Annotated in this window: 12 protein-coding genes and 1 pseudogene; 11 read left to right on the top strand and 2 right to left on the bottom strand. The window is 41.7% G+C overall.

Translation table 11 applies throughout. The features are described from left to right. Positions 1–31: 31 nt before the first annotated feature. Positions 32–1318 carry a serine hydrolase domain-containing protein gene (locus BFI01S_RS05305; protein ID WP_177624242.1) on the bottom strand — a complete coding sequence of 429 codons (1287 nt, stop codon included), beginning with the start codon at positions 1316–1318 and terminating at the stop codon, positions 32–34. Positions 1319–1704: 386 nt separating this feature from the next. On the opposite strand from BFI01S_RS05305, the gene ltaS reads away from it, so the two are divergent. Continuing rightward, the gene (gene ltaS / locus BFI01S_RS05300) at positions 1705–3711 is read left to right on the top strand and encodes a lipoteichoic acid synthase (RefSeq protein WP_061791672.1); all 2007 of its coding nucleotides are present in this window, start codon (positions 1705–1707) and stop codon (positions 3709–3711) included. A 58-nt stretch (positions 3712–3769) separates the two neighbouring features. Here ltaS and BFI01S_RS05295 read toward each other — a convergent pair whose 3' ends face one another. Then, entirely contained in the window at positions 3770–5281 is a 1512-nt protein-coding gene (locus tag BFI01S_RS05295; protein ID WP_061791671.1) for a NarK family nitrate/nitrite MFS transporter, read from the bottom strand. A 321-nt stretch (positions 5282–5602) separates the two neighbouring features. On the opposite strand from BFI01S_RS05295, the gene nirB (BFI01S_RS05290) reads away from it, so the two are divergent. The 10 genes and pseudogenes from nirB (BFI01S_RS05290) (at position 5603) to BFI01S_RS05245 (ending at position 19530) form a co-directional block, all read left to right on the top strand. Then, on the top strand, positions 5603–7987 hold the full coding sequence (gene nirB / locus BFI01S_RS05290; RefSeq protein WP_235831106.1) for a nitrite reductase large subunit NirB: 2385 nt from the start codon (positions 5603–5605) through the stop codon (positions 7985–7987). Between the two features lie 22 nt (positions 7988–8009). Beyond that, complete coding sequence (nasC, locus tag BFI01S_RS05285) at positions 8010–10145, top strand: assimilatory nitrate reductase catalytic subunit NasC (protein ID WP_061791699.1); 2136 nt, start codon at positions 8010–8012, stop codon at positions 10143–10145. A 57-nt stretch (positions 10146–10202) separates the two neighbouring features. Beyond that, a complete protein-coding gene (gene nirB / locus BFI01S_RS05280) occupies positions 10203–12617 on the top strand; it encodes a nitrite reductase large subunit NirB (protein WP_061791669.1) in 2415 nt (804 codons plus the stop codon). A 15-nt stretch (positions 12618–12632) separates the two neighbouring features. Further along, the gene (gene nirD, locus BFI01S_RS05275) at positions 12633–12959 is read left to right on the top strand and encodes a nitrite reductase small subunit NirD (protein ID WP_061791668.1); all 327 of its coding nucleotides are present in this window, start codon (positions 12633–12635) and stop codon (positions 12957–12959) included. 24 nt (positions 12960–12983) lie between these two features. Further along, positions 12984–13799, top strand: a complete 816-nt coding sequence (locus BFI01S_RS05270; protein WP_061791667.1) for a uroporphyrinogen-III synthase — start codon at positions 12984–12986, stop codon at positions 13797–13799. Between the two features lie 22 nt (positions 13800–13821). Further along, a complete protein-coding gene (gene cobA / locus BFI01S_RS05265; RefSeq protein WP_061791666.1) occupies positions 13822–15303 on the top strand; it encodes a uroporphyrinogen-III C-methyltransferase in 1482 nt (493 codons plus the stop codon). Between the two features lie 168 nt (positions 15304–15471). Further along, the gene (locus BFI01S_RS05260; protein ID WP_061791665.1) at positions 15472–16479 is read left to right on the top strand and encodes a LacI family DNA-binding transcriptional regulator; all 1008 of its coding nucleotides are present in this window, start codon (positions 15472–15474) and stop codon (positions 16477–16479) included. Positions 16480–16554: 75 nt separating this feature from the next. Beyond that, positions 16555–17787 carry an ABC transporter substrate-binding protein gene (locus BFI01S_RS05255; RefSeq protein ID WP_061791664.1) on the top strand — a complete coding sequence of 411 codons (1233 nt, stop codon included), beginning with the start codon at positions 16555–16557 and terminating at the stop codon, positions 17785–17787. A 58-nt stretch (positions 17788–17845) separates the two neighbouring features. After that, positions 17846–18709: pseudogene (locus BFI01S_RS05250) on the top strand (carbohydrate ABC transporter permease). Next, positions 18709–19530, top strand: coding sequence for a carbohydrate ABC transporter permease (locus tag BFI01S_RS05245; protein ID WP_035330520.1), 822 nt, complete (start codon positions 18709–18711; stop codon positions 19528–19530). Before BFI01S_RS05250 ends, BFI01S_RS05245 begins: the two are co-directional and overlap by 1 nt. Positions 19531–19541 lie beyond the last annotated feature (11 nt).

Here is a 19541-nt window from a genome sequence, read left to right as displayed (position 1 = left end):
TAATAATATTATTGTAAACTAAAGCCGCACCTTATAGTGCGGCTTGTTTTTTTAGAATATGCGTTTTTCCATATACATCCACAAACTCTAGAAAGTGACCTTTCAAATCGAATGCAAAAACCTCATACACAAAATCTGATTTGAAAATAGCTTTGCCATCTGCAAGGGTAAAAGGTTTTATTTGATATTTATATAGTGCCCCATATTTCTTTGGCATGGTCACAAACAATTTATTGTTTTCCCAATGGACTGATGAATATAGTTCATTGGATGTGTATTCACCAATCAGAATTCTCCAGGGAATGTGCCCTGCTGCTGGCGCAAAACTTTCCGGCATGCGAACCTCCTTATTTAAAATGATTTGGGATATATCCTCACAGATTTTGTCCGCTGGAGTGATGTTAATATTACTCAACACGATAATGGTCAGACCCTCTTTAAAGTTCATCAACAGTTCATTTGTAAAGCCATTAATGTCTCCGGAGTGTCTGGCTGTCTCCTGATCGCCGCTAATAAACCAGCCATAGCCATATCCCCCATAGCTGGCTGTGAACATTTTTGAGGTCATGCTTTTGTTTAGCAGTACACCATTCCGCAAAACTTCTGTCCACTTGTATAAATCCTCAGCAGTGCTGTACATCCCATATGCTCCTTGAGGGATGCTCATATCGATATACTCTGCGTTAATTACCTCTTCCCAGACCGAATGACCGCTGGCCAAGTCCTTTAAAATCTTGCGGCCATCATCGATTCCTGTATTTTTTAGTTGAAGTGGTTTAAAAATATTCTCCAGGAGGAATTGTTCATATGGTAAACCTGAAACGTTTTCAATTAAAGCAGTCAGGAGCAGATATCCTGCATTGCTGTATTGCATGTCTGTACCGGGCTTAAATTGCAGCGGTCTGATTTTAATCCAATCGACAGATTGTTTCAGGCTGGTAGGAAGGCGCATATATTTCTCCCAGTATTCAGAAGAGAAGGTGAAATCAGCCACACCCGAAGAATGGCTTAATAAATGGTGGATGGTCACACCGGCTTCAGAAGGGAAATTGTTAATATAGGCATTAATTTTATCCGAAAGATTCAGTCGCCCTTGCTGGTGGAGCAGCAGGACAGCCGCGGCGGTAAATGACTTTGTTAAAGAACCGATTCGGAATTTGGTATCTGACGTGTTATCAATGGCATATTGATAGCTTGATAGTCCATATCCTTTATTCAGAATGACTTCTCCTTTATTTGCTGCAAGTACAGATCCATTAAAATAATTGCCCTCTGCAAGGATGTTCATATACTCATTAATTTGCTGTTTCTTGTCCATGAAAATATCCGCCTTTATGTATAATTGATTAGCTTTCTTCATATATATTGGCTGTTGTCTGATTTTTCTCCTTCCCTGGAGAATTATAGATTTATAAGTTTTTATATAAAAAGTGAAACCAAATCGTATCTCATTCGTCTATATAGACGTGCAGCATTTATAAATTGTGCAAAAGTCAGCTAAGATCGTCATTAAAGAGCAGTTTATCTGGACATGCTTGACATTTCTTATAATGCGAGTATAGTTATATTCTTGTGCAGTGCTTTTTTGCCTGTTCATAGATTATTAATATATATCAGGTAAACTAATAATTAGGCTGATTGCCACCTTTAAATTTTTAAATTACTAGTAAAATATGTTACAATAATGTGCTAGAAGGCAGGTGTATGATTTTGAATACTTTACTTCATAAAAGTCAGGATATATTGAATAAATATATAGGCTTTTTCTTTTTAGCAGTATTTCTGCTCTGGATGAAAACGTATATTACTCAAATTACACAATTTAACCTGGGCATTGAAAGTGCCTTGCAGCAGTTTCTTTTATTCATTAACCCGCTTGGGTCTTCATTGCTTTTTTTAGGTGTTGCATTCTTTTTTAAGGGCAGAAGAAAATATATCGCCTTGATGGTTATGTATTTCCTGCTATCGTTCCTGCTATTTGCGAATGCAGTGTATTATCGTTTCTTTAATGACTTTATTACATTGCCGACCTTGACGCAGACACAGAATTTTGGTGACGTCAGCGGAAGCATCAGCTCATTATTACAGCCGACTGATATCTTTTTCTTCCTTGATTTCATCGTGCTTGCCGGCTTGCTTATTTTTAAAGCCGTAAAAATCGAAATAAAGGATATGACGCGCCGCAGATCAGCAGCTTTAATTTATGCTTCTCTGGCCATTTCCTTTGCTAACCTGGGATTGGCTGAAACAGACCGCCCGGAGCTTTTGACAAGAGGTTTTGACCGCAACTATATTGTTAAGTATTTAGGCATGTACAATTATACGATTTATGATGCAGTACAAAGCACGAAGGCATCCGCGCAAAGAGTTATGGCGGATAGCAGTGATACAACAGAAGTCATCAATTTTACGAAATCGAATTATGCTGAACCGAATCCGAAGTACTTCGGAAAAGCGGAAGGCATGAATGTGATCTACCTTCATCTGGAATCCATTCAGACATTCTTAATGAACTATGAACTGCACGGTGAAGAGGTAACACCATTCCTGAACTCACTGATTGAAGAAGAAAATACAACGTATTTTGATAACTTCTTCCATCAGACTGCACAAGGGAAAACAGCAGATGCTGAGTTTATCCTTGAAAACTCCCTATATGGATTGCCGCAGGGCTCTGCTTTTACCACTAAGGGCATGAATACGTACAATGCTGCGCCTGCAATTCTGAAAGATAAAGGATATACATCTGCAGTCTTCCACGGTAACTCAGGCAGCTTCTGGAACCGTAATGAAATTTATAAATCATTTGGATATGACAACTTTTTTGATGCAGATTACTATGATTTAAAACCTGAAAACATGGCTGATTACGGTCTAATGGATAAACCGTTCTTCGAACAATCCATGCCGTACCTGAAGTCGCTAAAACAGCCGTTCTATTCTAAGTTTATTACCGTATCTCATCACTATCCGTATCATATGGATCAGGAACTGGCGACAATTGAGCCTCATACAACTGGGGATAAATCAGTGGATAATTACTTCCAGACAGCCCGTTATGCTGATGAAGCGCTTAAACAGTTCTTTGAACAGCTTAAAGCTTCCGGCCTGTATGAGAACTCAGTAATTGTCATGTATGGTGACCATTATGGTATTTCCAAGAATCATAATAAAGCAATGGAACAAGTGCTTGGCAAGGAAATTTCAGCGTTCGATAATGCCGGTCTGCAGCGTGTGCCTCTGTTCATCCGCGTACCTGGCATGGGAGGCGGAGTAAATCATGAATTTGGCGGACAGATTGACCTGATGCCGACATTGATGCACTTGCTTGGCATTGATACTAAACAGTATCTGCAATTCGGTACTGACTTATTATCAGAAAATCATGATGACCTTGTGCCGTTCCGTAATGGAGATTTCATGAGTCCTTCCATTTCATCTGTTGACGGCAAGTTCTATGACTCAACAACTGGTGAACTGCTGGAGGAAAGCCGTTTTGAGGAAGCGAAAAAACTTCAGGAAAGTGCCGAGCAGAAATTGGCGCTATCAGATAAAGTTGTAAACGGAGATCTGCTCCGCTTCTACACCCCGGAAAACTTCGAACCGGTTGACCGTTCGAAATACGATTACAAAGCCGAAAGCAATGGAGTAAACAAGAAAAACGAAGTACCTGAAGAAACGGCTGAAGCAGATAAGCCATCAAATGAATAACTAGTAAAGGCTGCCTGGAATTTCCAGGCAGCCTTTTTAATTACAATTGGTAAAGTCCTTATAATGCCTTTTGTTCGCGGATGCTTTTTTTGGTATGTGCAGGCTTGTTATGCTGATGGTCCAGTTCGGAAAGATAGTATTCTGAGCTGAACGAGTTTTTCGGCTCCTCAAGCCAGAACAAACAGATGGAAAAGCTTACTAGAGCACCACCTGCAAGAATAAAAAAGAATGTTTGCGGTGAAACAAAGGTATATAGGGTTAAATATATCGTTGCGCCGACATTGCCATAAGCGCCTGCCATTCCGGCTATCTGGCCAGTTATCCGTTTCTTTATCATCGGTATGACCGCAAAGGTTGCTCCCTCTGCTCCCTGTATGAACATGGATGTCAAAATGGTCATGAGAACAGCAGCAGGGAGGGGCCAGCTGGAATCGATAAAGCCCATTCCAAGAAGGCCAGCAGAGATTCCTAGCATATATACAAGCATCACCCGTTTGCGATTTCCCATCCGATCTGAAAGGATCCCGCCAAGAGGCCGGGCTATGAGGTTAATAAAAGCAAATGAAGCTGCGATTAATCCTGCTGTCGATGGAGTCAGGGAAAAGGTCAGCTGAAAAAACATGGGCAGCATGGATACAATGGCAAGCTCTGCTCCAAAGTTTGCAAAGTATGTACTGTTCAATGCTGCCACATTTTTAAAATTATATTGATCTTCATCTGGTACTCCTGCTTTAAGGATTGGGATGTTCACTTCAAATATCTTATAAAGCTGTATGATGAAAGCTATGCCAATCAGGCTCCAAACAATATATAAAGTGCTTTCCGCAATAAATCCCAGATTTTCGATCCTCCATGCACTGATTGCCAGAGCACCTCCAAGCGGAATCGACCACAAGATCAGTCTGAACATATCCCCCCAAGTGCTGACTTCCATTGCCCCCGATTTTTTCGGTTTAATAAGGGACTTTCCCTCAGGAGTATCCTTAACTGCCCCATAATAGAAGATTCCATAAGCGAAACATATGACACCTGTCAGGGCTAAGGCATATCTCCAGCCATTTTCTCCGCCGAAAAGCGTGAGTCCGATAAAGGGCAGTACCATCGCTGCTGCTGCTGAGCCGAAATTTCCCCATCCTCCATATATACCTTCTGCATACCCTACATCTTTTGGCGGGAACCACTCTGAAACCATGCGTATGCCAATAACGAAGCTCGCTCCTATGCTGCCGAGAACTAAGCGGGAAATCATGAGCTGAAGCCAGTTATCTGCAAACGCAAAAACCAATGCAGGAACGGACATGACAATTAATAAAGAGGAATAGATAATTCGAGGTCCGAACCGATCCAAAAGATTGCCAATAATAATTCTGGCAGGAATGGTTAAGGCTACATTCAAAATTCCTAGCGCAGCCATATGCTCGGCAGTAAGCCAATTAATTTCACTCAGCATCGTCGTGGCTAAAGGTGCCATGTTGTACCAGGTAAAAAATGAAATAAAAAAGGCCATCCATGTTAAATGCAAAATCTTCATTCGCTCATCTTTAAATTTAAAAATGTCCGCTAACTTCAATTAAAATCCTCCTTCAATTACCTGAATATTTTAATATCATTGCATATAATTTAATTGAATGTAATTATCGTGTGAGGTTTTCTTACATATAACAAAAGTTCTATTATTAATCAAACCTTTTGATATCACCGAGATTAAACGCTTTCATACCAATGTAAATCAAGGTCAAAAGAAGGACTGGTGCCAATTGGAGAAGATAGGCCAAAAGATAGTAAAAATAAAAATCTTCAAAAAGTTATGTTAATTACCGTTTTCGTGTGATATTATCTAACATAACAAAAATGAAATGAGGAAAGGCGGGGAATAGCTTGGGGAGGGAGTATGATGGCTAAAGAAAAGCTAGTTGTCATTGGAAACGGGATGGCAGGCGTACGCTGTGTGGAGGAAATCATTCAGCATGATCCGGACAGATTTTCGATTTCGATATTCGGAAGTGAAAAGTATCTTAATTATAATCGCATCTTATTGTCTTCTGTCCTGCAGGGGAATTCTTCAATCGAACAGCTGACCATACGTCAATCAGACTGGTACGCCAGAAACCATATCAATGTCTTCACAAATGAAACCGTATTGGATATTGACACCGCCAGAAAAACAATTACCACTAACAAAAAAAGAATAGTTCCATATGACAAACTGATTATTGCGACCGGGTCAACACCTTTTGTCCCCTCACTGCCAGGCGTCAGCAAAGAAGGAATCCTGACGTTCCGTACGATAGAAGATTGCAGGCGGATTATGAATGAGTCAGAAAAGGGCAAAAAAGCTGCAGTTATTGGGGGAGGTTTGCTTGGGCTTGAAGCTGCTCAGGGCATGATCCAATGGGGTATGGACATTCACGTAGTTCATAGCGCTGAAAGAATTATGAATAAACAGCTGGATGATAAAGCGGCAAAACTCCTGCAAAACTCACTCGAAGCTCAAGGGATGAACTTTTTGCTGAATAGGAAAACGGAACGCTTTGAAGGAAGAGAACGAGTCGAAAAGCTTATTTTTACTGATGGATTGGAACTTATGGCAGATCTGGTCATTATTGCTGCAGGTGTGACTCCAAATAGTAAGCTGGCCAAATCCTCTGGATTAAAAACAAACCGGGGAATTCTTGTCAATGATTATATGCAGACAAGTAATTCTGCTATTTATGCCGTAGGGGAATGCGCTGAACATAGAGGAAGGATCTATGGGCTGGTAAAACCGCTGTATGAGCAGGGCAAAATACTCGCTGCACATATTTGTGGAAAGGATGTACCGCCATATCAGGGTTCAATTCTATCTTCAAAGCTGAAAATATCCGGAACAAATGTATTTTCTGCAGGCAATCTTTTTGAAAAAGGCTTTACTCAAGCCATGACACTTTACGATGAAGATGAAAAAACATATAAAAAAATAGTGTATAAACATAACAAAATTGCCGGATTTTTATTAGTAGGGGACCTAAATGGCCATGTGAGGTTAATGGACATGATGGAAAAAAAGCAGAAGTTTTCAGACGAGGAAAAGCTGCTTTTGCTGAATTCCGCCAAAGAAGAATACCCTATCAGCTCAATGGCTAAGAGCGGTATCATATGCAGCTGCAATAGTGTGACAAAAAAAGCAATTATTGAAGCTGTTTCAGCAAATGGGCTAGAAACTGCTGAAGAAGTGAAAAAATGCACCAAGGCTTCGGGTACATGCGGTGGCTGCAAACCTTTGGTAGAAGAGCTGCTTTCCTATATAAAGAGTGATGATTTCCATGAGGATATTGAACCCGGCACATTCTGTTCCTGTACAAATCTAAGTGAAGAAGAGGTAATAGAAGAAATTCAGCTTCGAGGGCTAGTAAGCATTAACGAAGTCTTTGCTGTTTTGGGATGGCGGAATCAAAATGGCTGCCGCTTTTGTGTGTCTGCTCTTCAATATATACTTCGAATGGCTGTTCCTGGTTATGAAGGAGATGGGCAATCGGTCTTCTATGAAGATACACACAATGCTGTTAAGGAAGAAGACGGCACCTTTACCATAATTCCTCAAATAAACGGAAGTGAAGTGTCTGGCGGCCTGTTAAGGAAGATAGGTGAGGCAGCCGAGCAATACAGCATACCTGAAATTGCTTTGAGCCATGATGGACGGATCCTATTAAAAGGGATTATACAAGAAAATCTGCCGGCCATTTGGGAGACCCTGAATACGAAATTAATCCCTATTCCCATTGATAATGCCGTTCGTGTTTTGCTGCTGGCTGGTTTCAAAGGCTGCGGCTGCACAAAAGACAGTTCAAGGAATATGGCTGTACAGCTTCAGGAAAAAACGGAATACTTGCTGTCGCCAAACAGGCTCAAGATTGGAATTGCGGCTTGCGTACATGGAAAAAATAGCATGGCCGGTCATGATATCGAGGTAAAGGTGCACGGGCAGGAATGGGAAATCCATATCGCCGGGACTGAAGGAAACCAATTAGGGGGTGAGCTTTTGGCCATTGCTTCAACTGTAGAGGAAACGGAAGAACTTTTATGCTCATTGGTTCAGTATTTCAGAGAATCTGCCAGATACCAGGAGACTTTGAAGGAATGGACAGATCGAATGGGGATTATTCACCTGCGAGAAGTGGTGTTCGACTTGGAGCTGAGAAGCATCTTGCTTCGCCGTCTTGAAAAAGATTCATCTGACAGACAGAGAAGATTGCACGTCGCAAAGCGGGAACCTGTCTTTATCAATGAAAGTATATAGAAAAGGCGGAAAGGAATGGACTATGACAGAACTGTTATTAAAATATTTCAGAACAAAGCAGCGTGAAGTTCAATCAGAAAGAATTTATGATACGCAATGTCCTTTCTGCAGTATGCAATGCAAAAAGCAGGTGATTGAACAGTCCGTCGTAACAAGGAAGAAATATCGGGTTCTTGGAAAAGAGAATCCTGCATCACACGGACGATTATGCATTAAAGGGATGAATGCCCACCAGCATGCCATGCATCCGGACCGCCTGCAATATCCGCTGCTTAAAGTGAATGGGAAGTTCGAACAAATTCCCTGGGATAAGGCAATGAGAATTATGAAGGAAAAATTTCAATCCATTCAGGCAATGCATGGATTCAATGCCTTATCCGCGTATGGAGGGGGTTCCTTAACGAATGAGACAGCGTACCTTTTGGGCAAATTTGCACGAGTGGCATTAAAAACGAAATATATTGATTATAATGGGCGGTTTTGCATGTCTTCAGCGGCAGCGGCTGCCAATCATGCTTTTGGCATAGACCGGGGAATGACGAATGGACTTAATGATATTCCGCTGGCTAAATGCATCATACTGGCCGGCTCCAATATAGCCGAATGCCAGCCAACACTTCTTCCTTATTTTGAAAAAGCGAAGGAAAACGGATCCTTTATTATCGTAATAGATCCACGGGAAACCGCGACAGCGAAAATGGCTGATTTGCATTTAAAACCGAGGCCTGGCACTGATTCAGCTTTGTCAAACGGGATATTACAGGTTTTGCTTGCAGAACAAGAGATTGATCTTTCTTTTATTAAGGAAAGAACGAACGGCTTTGCAGAGCTTAAGGCTTTTGTGGAAACGATTAAGCTGGAAGACATTGAGGAATTGACCGGAGTGCCATCCAGCCAAATTAGAAAAGCGGCTATCGTGTTTGGCAAAGCTGCAACCGGGATGGTTTTTACAGCAAGGGGCGTTGAACAGCATACGAATGGATACCAAACTGTAAGAAATCTTATAAATATTCTATTAGTTACAGGGAAGATTGGCAAGGCCGGCAGCGGATATGGGGCAATTACCGGTCAGGGAAATGGCCAGGGGGGACGGGAGCATGGCCTGAAAGCAGACCAGCTTCCAGGATACCGTTCCATTGAAAATCCGGAACACCGCCGCTATCTCGCACGTGTCTGGAATATAGACGAATCGGATTTGCCCGGCAAAGGCGTTTCTGCTTATGAAATGATGGAGAAAATCAGCCAGGGTGAAATAAGAGGAATGCTATTGATGGGCTCAAATCCAATTGTTTCTAATCCTAATGCAGAGTTTGTTAAAAACACATTGGAAAAACTCGATTTCCTTGTTGCGGCTGATCTATTTATCTCTGAAACAGCCGAATTGGCAGATCTGATTTTGCCGGTGAGTTCTTATTTGGAGAATGAGGGCACGATGACAAATCTGGAGGGGCGTGTCATGCATCGTCCCTGTGCCATGCCTAGCCCAGGATCAGTAAAACATGATTGGCAAATACTTTGTAAGATTTCCAGATTATTAGGGAAGGAAGAGTATTTTTCTTTTTCAGGTCCTGAAGAAATCTTCAATGAACTGAGAGAAGCCAGCAGAGGCGGTATTGCAGATTATTACGGAATTGATTATAAGCGCCTTAAAAATGGGGATGGGGTTCTGTGGCCTTGTCCAGATGCTGCCCATCCGGGAACAGAGAGGCTTTTTGATGACAGCTTTGCCCACGAAGACAAGAGAGCAGTCATGATTCCTGTACCCAGCAGGGCAGAAGCAGAAAAAGAGACACCCAATAGGAAATATCCCCTTTACCTTACAACAGGCAGAGTCGTTTCACATTATTTGACCGGAGTTCAGACAAGAAAGAGCGCTTCACTGGCAGCCAGAAATGTTGAATCTTTTGCCGAAATACACCCGGAAACTGCTAATCGATATGGCATTGAGAACAAGTCGCTTATCAAGATTGAATCAAAAAGAGGCAGTATTGTGGTTAGGAGCCATTTGACGGAGGCTATTAGGAAGGATACAGTTTTCGTCCCTTTTCACTGGGCTGAAAATCAAAATGTCAATCTCCTGGTATCGGATCAGCTCGATCCAGTTTGCCGTATGCCTGGTTTTAAAATAACAGCAGTGAACATAAGCCGTTTAGAATGACCATCAGCAGGACAGTGAATAATCCATAAAAAAATCAAATGACCGGGAGGCTTTTTAATGGAAAAAAAGAAATTGGTTCTTGTTGGAAATGGAATGGCAGGCGTCAGGACAATAGAAGAAATTTTAAAAGCTGCTCCTGAGAAATTTGAGATTACTATATTCGGCAGCGAGCCTCATCCCAATTATAATCGTATTCTGCTATCAAAAGTTTTACAGGGGGATACAGATGTAAAAGATATAACACTGAATGATTGGGAGTGGTATAAAACAAATAACATTACTTTATATTCAGGAGAAACTGTGGTGAAGGCAGACCCTGACAGGAAAGTTGTCATCTCTGATAAGGGAAGAGCAGAGCCTTATGATGAACTTATTCTTGCAACAGGCTCTGTGCCATTCATTCTTCCTATACCCGGATCAGATAAGGAAGGGGTTACGGCTTTCAGGGATTTGGAGGATACCGATATAATGCTGCAGGCATCCAAAAAATATAAAAAGGCGGCGGTCATTGGCGGCGGGGTGCTTGGTTTGGAGGCTGCGAGAGGCTTGTTGAATTTAGGTATGGAAGTGTCAGTGATTCACATATCACCTTATTTGATGGAAAGGCAGCTGGACGAAACAGCTGGAAAGCTTTTGCAAAAAGAGCTAGAAAATCAAGGGATGAATTTCTTGCTTGAAAAGCAGACAGAGGCCCTCATTGGGAATGAACGCGTAGAAGGATTGATGTTCACTGACGGTACAATGCTTGAAGCAGATCTGGTAGTAATGGCAGCTGGCATTCGTCCAAATATAAAGCTTGCGCAAGAGAGCGGTTTACAGGTGAACCGGGGCATCGTGGTCAATGATTATCTTGAAACGAGCATTCCCCATATATATTCAGTCGGTGAATGCGCCGAGCATAAAGGAATTCCATATGGCCTGGTCGCCCCGCTCTATGAACAGGGAAAAGTGCTGGCCAAACATATCTGTGGAAAGGAAACAGATCCCTATAAAGGTTCCGTTCTCTCTACCCAGCTAAAAGTATCGGGGGTAGAAGTATTCTCCGCGGGAGATTTTTTGGAGGATCAAGAGAAAAAAGCATTAAAAATATTCGATGACCATGAAGGAGTTTATAAAAAAATCGTCTTTCTTGGAAATAAAATCGTTGGTGCCGTTCTGTTTGGCGAGAGCCAGGATGGAAATCGTCTGTTCTCAATGATTAAAAAGCAGGCCGACATTTCTGATACGGCAAAGGTTTCCCTATTGCAGCCGATCGGGAGTGAAGAAGGAGGAAGCCATGCTGCTGAAATGAATCATGAAGAAATTATTTGCGGATGCAACGGTGTTACCAAAGGAATGATCGTTGAAGCCATACAATCGGAAGGCTGCACAACAGTAGATCAAATAAAAGCATGCACAAGTGCTTCCCGTTCATGCGGCGGCTGTAAACCACTTGTAGCTGACCTGCTTCAGCATACTATTGGCGCGGATTTCGACGCGAGTGCTCAAGAGGAGGCAATTTGCAGCTGTACTTCATTTTCGAGGGATGAAGTGGTAGAAGAAATTCGATCGAAGGGACTAACCCATGTAAAAGAAGTAATGAGTGTCCTAGGCTGGGATTCAGAAGAAGGCTGTTCTAAATGTCGACCTGCCATCAATTATTATTTGGGAATGGTCAACCCAACCTGCTATGAAGATGAACGGGAATCTCGCTTTGTTAATGAAAGGATGCATGCCAATATCCAAAAAGATGGGACCTATTCGGTTGTTCCAAGAATGTACGGAGGAGTGACAAATTCGAATGATTTGCGCAAGATTGCCGATGTCGTTGATAAATTTGCAATCCCGCTGGTAAAAGTAACAGGGGGCCAAAGGATTGATTTATTCGGTGTAAAAAAAGAGGATTTGCCTAAAGTTTGGTCCGATTTGGATATGCCATCAGGGTATGCATATGGAAAATCGCTCCGCACTGTCAAAACATGTGTCGGGGAGCAATTCTGCCGCTTCGGAACACAGGATTCCATGGGCGTTGGGATAGCACTGGAAAAGAAATTTGAAGGACTTCAGACGCCGCATAAAGTGAAAATGGCAGTATCCGCCTGCCCGAGAAGCTGTGCTGAATCAGGATTCAAAGACATAGGCTTCATTGGCATTGATGGCGGATGGGAAATCTACGTTGGCGGCAATGGAGGCACCCGTGTAAGAGGGGGAGATTTACTTTATAAGGTAAAAACAGATGACGAATTAATGGAAGTCACAGGCGCTTACCTTCAATACTACAGAGAAACGGCTAATTATTTGGAACGTACCTCCGCGTGGGTGGAACGGGTGGGTTTGGCTCACGTCCAGTCTGTTCTGGATGATAATGAGAAGAGAAAAGAGTTAAATGCGCGAATGGATGAGGCCCTATCAGTTCACAAAGACCCATGGAAAGAGATAATTAATAATAATAAAACAAAAATGGAATTGTTTGAGAATCTCGTAAGAACATAAAAGGGGGAGTTTTGTTTGGTTAATAAAAGCATCATCAAATTCCTGGTTGGCTCCGTTCAAGATTTGCCCGAAAAATTGGGGAAAACAGTGAAGGCTGGCGGAAAAGAAATCGCTGTGTTCCGGTTATCAAATGGCAAAATCCGTGCAGTGGAAAACCGATGTCCACATAAAGGCGGAGTACTGACTGAGGGCTTAGTCAGCGGAGACTCCGTTTTTTGCCCCATGCATGATTGGAAAATCTGTCTGGAAGATGGCAAAGTTCACGCGCCAGATACCGGCTGTGTCCAGACTTTTAAAACAATACTTGAGAATGAGACAGTCTATCTTATAATAGAAGAATAATAAGATCAGGCTGGAGGTTTAAGAATGAAAAAGCTGGAAGGAAAGAAAATTGCTCTATTGGGGTCTAGAAAAATCGAAGAAATAACTAAAATTGTTGAAAACCTGGGAGGTGCCGCCATCAGCAGGCCGGCGCAGGGAACTTCCCTGCGTATAGATAAAAAATTGAAAGAACATATTGGGCTTATTACATCAGGCGAGTTTGATTGGATTATCTTTACAACTGGGATCGGAGTAGAGACCTTGTATAATACCGCTCAGGAAATGGGAATGGGAGAAGAATTTATTAAGGTTCTTCGAAATTGCCAAATTGCAGCAAGAGGGTATAAAACAGTTAATATGTTAAAAAAACTGGGTGTCACACCAGAGGTACGGGATGATGATGGAAGCACAGCAGGGCTTGTCAGAAGTCTCGGAGACTATTCACTGGAACACAAGAAGGTGGCTCTGCAGCTTCACGGTGATCCTGCACCAAAGCTGATTCAATGGCTTGATGAACAGAAAGCTCAATATGAAGAAATTCTTCCCTATATTCATAATCCGCCGGAAACGGAAGTAATGGAAAAACTTCTTTCAGAGCTGCTGGAAGGGGAATTGGATGCGGCAGTTTTTACCAGCACCCCGCAAGTGAGACATTTATTGGATTTTGCGCGTGAACAGGGTGCTGAAAACCAATTGAAAGAAGTTTTCTCGCAAAAAGTAATTGCGCTGGCAGTCGGAAAAGTTACAGCACAAGCGTTATTTGATGAAGGAATTGACAGGGTTATTTTTCCGGAACACGAAAGGATGGGGAGCGCAATTGTAGAACTGTCCAGCTATTATATTAAAAACTCCGGGGAATAAAAGGAAGCAAAGGGGTGGGATTTTGAAGCAAGGGAAAGTATATTTTGTTGGTGGAGGCACTGGGGATGAAGGCTTAATTACGGTTAAAGGGTTAGCAGCCATTCAGAAAGCTGATGTAATCTTATATGACCGCCTGATAAATCCAAAACTGCTGGAATCTGCGCCTTCTCATTGTGAGCTGATTTATTGCGGGAAGTTTCCGAAACAGCATTTGCTGAAACAGGAAATCATCAATGAGATTTTAATAGACAAAGCCATAAAGGGATATAATGTAATCCGGTTAAAAGGAGGTGACCCGGGGGTTTTTGGCCGGGTCGGGGAGGAAGCGGAAGCACTGGCGGAACAAGAAATCCCTTATGAAATTGTACCAGGGATTTCTTCAGGAGTTGCCGTGCCTTTATATGCAGGAATCCCTGTGACACATCGAGAATATGGGATTTCCTTTGCGCTGGTATCCGCCCATGATAAATCCAATGAAGGGAAGCCTGATATTGATTGGAGCGGATTAGTCTCAAGCGTGGACACGGTTGCCTTTTACATGGGAGTATCCAATATTTCTTATATTGCAGATAACCTTATCCTTCACGGAAAGCCGAAAGAAACTCCAGTGATCCTTATCCAATGGGGGACATTTGGCAGACAGAAAACACTGCAGGGTACACTAGGGGAAATTGCAGAAAAAGTAAAGGAAACAGGAATACAAAATCCGGCAATTACTTTAGTTGGCGGTATTGTTCCTTTAAGAGATAAATTAAAATGGTTTGAAAACAAGCCTCTTTACGGAAGGCAGATTCTTTTAGCACGTACAGGCACTGCAAGAAGCACTTTGGCAGCACAGCTGAAAGAACAGGGGGCAGATGTGATCGAGTTTCCGAAATGGACGAAAAAAGATGTTCCTTCAAATGATAAAATACTCAATCAACTTTTCACGTATAAACGCATTTTATTCACATCCCCGGAATGCACGAATGAGTTCATTGATTTATTGATTAATAGAAATATGGATATAAGAAATGTTCGGGCCGATTTATACTGTTTGTCCAAAAAATCATTGAAAGTCTTGAAGGAACGGGGATTAACAGGCCTGCTTGCAGCTGAAATGAACTTATGTGGACCGCTTCTGATAGTGGGGAATCGGAGTTTGAATGTGAAAAAAATCCCTTATATCGAGCCGGATGGAAATCATGATATTCTCCAAACCAGTGAAACAATCCTTGATGAATCTTTTATTCCTGTTGTTGGACATATGATAAGGGAGACAACTTTAGACACCATCATATTTCCCAGCAGTTCCTCTGTCGATGCCTTTATGAAGAGTGTGGGCTATTATGGCATAGAGCCAGATGACCTGATCAAAAAGCAAACAATCGTTTGTATGGGAAAGAGTTCAGGGCAGCAAATAAACACATACGGTTATACACCTGATTCTATCCTGTCAGAACCAAATGCGTTTGAATTAGTGAACGCTTTAATTCAGGAGAAAGTGCTGGAAAGCATAAAATGATAATAAAGCTTTCCCCTGATCCGGACACCTATTTAGGTGCCGGCTTTTATTTTATTGGAAAGTCTATATTTTTCAAAAAATTATTGAAAAGGCTTACACATCATGATAATATTACAGCGTAAACGTTTTCGTTACAAGGATAATTCAGTAACTTAAAGCAGGTGGGATATGTCCTATACCATCAAAGATGTTGCCAAAAAGGCAAATGTCTCTATTGCAACAGTCTCCAGGATTTTAAATGGCCAGGGAGGTTATTCGGAAAAAACAAAATCTAAAGTTCTTAAAGTGATTGAAGAACTGGGCTATCAGCCAAATGCAGTGGCAAGGGGATTAATTAATAAGAGAACCCATACGATTGGGGTGCTTTTCCCAAAGCTATCGAGCTCATTGGTTACCGATCTGCTGGATGGCATTGAAAAGGCTGCAAATGATAACGGTTCCAGTGTGATTGTCTGTCATACTGAATCAAATGGCGAAAAAACGATGAAGTATCTTCAGCTGCTTATTGAAAAAAGGGTAGACGGAATCATTTTCGCAAGTGAAATTTTAAAGGATGAATATTATCAATTTGTAGCCAAAACCAGCATGCCGATGATTCTGCTTTCGACAGAGTCCTATGCGTACCCGGTGCCTTTTGTAAAAGTTAACGATTTTCATGCAGCATATGCAGCTGCTAAGCATTTAATCGACAAGGGTCATACCAGAATTGGGATGATAAGCGGGAACAAGGATGATATCATCGCTGGGATTCCCAGGATTGAAGGATTTAAGAAAGCTTTGACCGATCATAACATACCGCTGGGGTCTGAAAATATTGTATTCAGCAGGGGATTTACATTTCCTGATGGTGTTGATGGCTTGAAAAATCTTATCAAACTGTTTCCGGATGTAACGGCAATATTTGCAGCAAGTGATGAAATGGCTATAGGTGCCTTATCAGCAGCTTATCAGATGGGAATAAGGGTCCCAGATGAAGTGTCTGTTATAGGATATGATAACTTGAATCTTGCTGAAATGTCCATTCCGCCGCTGACAACAGTAGGACAGCCTCTCGCAAAAATGGGTGAAACGGCTGCAGAAATGCTTTTTTCCATTTTAGAAACAGGCGAAACTCCGGAAAGCCGGATTATGCCTCATAAAATCATTGAAAGAATGAGTGTGAAAGAGAGAAAATAATAACTCTCTTTTTCTCAGGTAAATTACGTAAACGTTTACGTAATTTGACCATAAAATCAAATAGGGGGATATACCATGATAAAAAAAATGACTGCAGGTGTGATGGCATTAACTTTAGGAGCATCTTTACTGGCTGGATGTTCATCTGATGGCAGTGGCGATGGTAAAGTAACGCTTGAGCTGTTCTCTAATAAATCAGAAAGCATCGAAACATACAAAGGATTGATTAAAGAATTTGAAGCGGAAAATCCTGATATTAAGATTAAATTGGATGCACCGCCGGAAGCAGAGACAGTTTTGAAAACACGACTGACCAAAAACGATCTTCCTGATATTATGTCTATCGCTGGTAATGCTACTTACGGCGAGCTTGGCCGTGCTGGCGTTCTTGAGGATTTTGCAGGGACTGATTTAGCCAAAACAGTTCAGCCATCCTATATCGACATGATCAATCGTCTTGTCGGACCTGAAACTGAAGGCACTTTCGGACTTCCGTATGCTACAAATGCGAATGCCGTAATCTACAACAAAGCGAAGTTTGAAGAACATGGCCTTGAAGTCCCGACTACCTGGGATGAATTCATCGCCAGTCTTGAAAAGGTGAAAGCTGCAGGCGACATACCGATTTACTTTACGTTAAAAGATGCCTGGACTGGCATGATTGCGTGGAACTCTCTTGGTGCTAATGTTGCTGGAGAAGATTTTGCCGAAAAGAAAAATGCCGGTGAAACATCCTTCACGAAAAAGTATGATGAAGTTGCAGACAAGATGGCTGCATTAGTCCAGTATGGACACAAGGACAATATGGGTGTCGCTTATGGAGATGGAAACAATGCATTTGCGGCCGGCAAGTCAGTTTTCTATCTGCAAGGAAACTGGGCAATCCCTGAAATACTTAAAGTAAATCCGGATATGGAACTTGGTGTATTCCCAATGCCTGTTACTAACGATCCCGCACAAAACAAACTTGTTTCAGGTGTAGATGTTCTTTTAGCAGTCAGCAAAGAAACTGAGCATAAAGTAGAAGCGATGAAGTTTGTTGAATTTATGCTGAATAAAGACACTGCTAAAAGCTACATTGACGAGCAGAAAGCTTTCTCTGCCATTGAAGGGGTTTACCAGGAAGATCCAGTCTTTGAAGGAATCAAAGCCAACTTTGAAAATGGCACGATTACAAGCTTCCCTGATCACTATTATCCTGCAGGCATGGGAGCTGAAAACCTTGTTCAGGAATTTCTGATCAAGAAAGATAAAGAAAAGTTCCTGAAGAAAATGGACAGCGAGTGGGAAAAAGTTCAAAACCGTTAAAGGCATCGGGCCAGGGAATCTAATGGATTTCCTGGCTTTCTAAAAAGGAGTTGTCATTATGAAAAAGAAAAACAGTGTGTTTCTCATCATCACGGTACCCGCTTTCCTTCTTTTCTTCATTTTCCACAGCTTTCCTGCATTGCAGGGGATTTTTTACAGCTTCACGGATTGGAAAGGGTATGGAGATTGGAACTTTGTTGGGTTAAAAAATTACTTAAATGTTTTTAAAGATGAACGGGCAGGAGATGCCTACTTATTTACTTTTAAATTTGCCATTGTTGCGACCACTTTGGTCAATATCATAAGCCTCCTTGTGGCTATCGGGCTTAACTCCAAGATTAAATTTCACAAAACGCTGCGGGCGGTCTACTTTTTGCCTTACATTCTCAGTATTTTAATTGTTGGCTTTATCTTTAATTTTATTTTTGCTCATTTCCTGCCGCAGATTGGCAATGCATTCGGATGGGAATTTCTTACATGAAATATTCTTGGAAACCCGGATCTTGCATGGATCGGGATTGTCATTGTAGCCGTTTGGCAGGCTGTGTCATTTAATACGATTTTGTATCTTGCGGGGCTGGTTACGATATCAGAGGATTTGTATGAGGCGGCAAGCATCGATGGTGCAGGTGTCTGGACAAAGTTCTGGAAAATTACGTTTCCGCTGATAGCACCATTTTTCACTATAAATATGGTGCTGTCTTTGAAGAACTTTCTGATGGTATTTGATCAGATTGTTGCCCTGACTGGCGGGGGCCCGGGAAAGTCAACCGAATCGATCTCCCTGCTTATTTACCGGGGAGGATTTGAAGGCGGAGAGTTCGCCTATCAATCAGCCAATGCGGTTATATACTTCATCGTCATCATCGTCTTTTCTGTTATTCAGCTGAAATTCTTAAATAAAAGAGAGGTGGAAAACTAATGAATCGCAAAAAAACGAGCTGGCTTGTGACCACTCTATTAATCTTAGGTTCATTGCTCATTCTTTTTCCACTGTATTTAACCATTACCATTGCATTTAAAACACCGCCTGAAATGGCAGGGAATTTACTTGCTCTTCCTAAATCATGGTCATTTGACAACTTTGCACAGGCAATCGAAATGACTAATTTCTTTAATGCGTTTAAAAATAGTGCATTCGTAACCATATTTGTTGTCATTTTTACAGTGCTAACGAACTCGCTTGTATCATATGCCATCGCCAGAAATCTTCATAAGAAGTTTTATAAGTTTCTATACTTCTATTTTTTAAGTGCAATGTTTATTCCTTTTCCAATCATCATGCTGCCTCTTGTCAAACAGACCAGTGCATGGGGAATGGATAATCTGGTTGGATTAATCATTTTGTATATTGTTTTCAACCTTTCTTTTAATGTGTTTATCTATATTGGCTACATTCGGGCCATTCCAGTTGAATTGGAAGAAGCGGCTATTATGGACGGCGCCACCACATGGGGGGTATTCTGGAAGGTCATTTTCCCGCTGCTGGCACCTATGAATGCTACAGTTGCCATCATTACGAGTCTGGGTGCATGGAATGATTTCATGCTTCCGCTTGTTCTGCTGAGCGATCGCGAAATGGCCACTCTCCCGCTGGTGCAGTACATTTTCCAGGGCCAGTTCAGCACAGATTATAATCTGGCATTTGCCTCCTATTTAATGGCACTTGCACCAATGATTATTGTGTACATCTTTGCCCAAAAATGGATTATTAGCGGCGTTATGAAGGGCTCAATCAAATAATAGAGAAAACT

Source organism: Cytobacillus firmus NBRC 15306, assembly GCF_001591465.1.
Lineage (GTDB): Bacteria > Bacillota > Bacilli > Bacillales > Cytobacillaceae > Cytobacillus > Cytobacillus firmus.
Note: the sequence above shows the minus strand (reverse complement) of the source record. Positions and strands in the feature narration are given on the sequence as shown.

Bases quoted from the DNA above. Each gene is read 5' to 3' on its own strand.
- BFI01S_RS05305 (WP_177624242.1), bottom strand. From the start codon at position 1,318: ATGGACAAGAAACAGCAAATTAATGAGTATATGAACATCCTTGCAGAG.
- ltaS (WP_061791672.1), top strand. From the start codon at position 1,705: ATGATTTTGAATACTTTACTTCATAAAAGTCAGGATATATTGAATAAA.
- nirB (WP_235831106.1), top strand. From the start codon at position 5,603: ATGATGGCTAAAGAAAAGCTAGTTGTCATTGGAAACGGGATGGCAGGC.
- nasC (WP_061791699.1), top strand. From the start codon at position 8,010: ATGACAGAACTGTTATTAAAATATTTCAGAACAAAGCAGCGTGAAGTT.
- nirB (WP_061791669.1), top strand. From the start codon at position 10,203: ATGGAAAAAAAGAAATTGGTTCTTGTTGGAAATGGAATGGCAGGCGTC.
- BFI01S_RS05270 (WP_061791667.1), top strand. From the start codon at position 12,984: ATGAAAAAGCTGGAAGGAAAGAAAATTGCTCTATTGGGGTCTAGAAAA.
- BFI01S_RS05260 (WP_061791665.1), top strand. From the start codon at position 15,472: ATGTCCTATACCATCAAAGATGTTGCCAAAAAGGCAAATGTCTCTATT.
- BFI01S_RS05255 (WP_061791664.1), top strand. From the start codon at position 16,555: ATGATAAAAAAAATGACTGCAGGTGTGATGGCATTAACTTTAGGAGCA.
- BFI01S_RS05245 (WP_035330520.1), top strand. From the start codon at position 18,709: ATGAATCGCAAAAAAACGAGCTGGCTTGTGACCACTCTATTAATCTTA.